Consider the following 245-nt stretch of genomic DNA (forward strand, 5'->3'; position numbering starts at 1 on the left):
AGAGCCCGACTCAAAATTTACGTTTGAGCGGTCTGCTGCCTCGCGAGTCTTCGCATGAGGAGGAACGCCAGGGCCATTTGCAACCACGCGAGCGCGGACTTGATGGTCGCCTCGAAATCCTTCGACAGGCGACGCGCGCGGTTGATCCAGCCGAGCGTGCGCTCGACGACCCAGCGCTTTGGCAGCACGATGAACCCCTTTATTTGCGTGTCGGTTCGCTTGACGACGGTGATGGAAATTCTGCT

1 protein-coding gene is annotated in these 245 nt (G+C 59.2%); it reads right to left on the reverse strand.

Translation table 11 applies throughout. The features are described 5' to 3' along the window. Positions 1–17 precede the first annotated feature (17 nt). On the reverse strand, positions 18–245 hold a 228-nt coding region (locus GSQ79_RS04140; RefSeq protein WP_158807474.1), incomplete at its 5' end, for a transposase.

It is taken from the genome of Beijerinckia sp. L45 (genome assembly GCF_009765775.1).
Lineage (GTDB): Bacteria > Pseudomonadota > Alphaproteobacteria > Rhizobiales > Beijerinckiaceae > RH-AL1.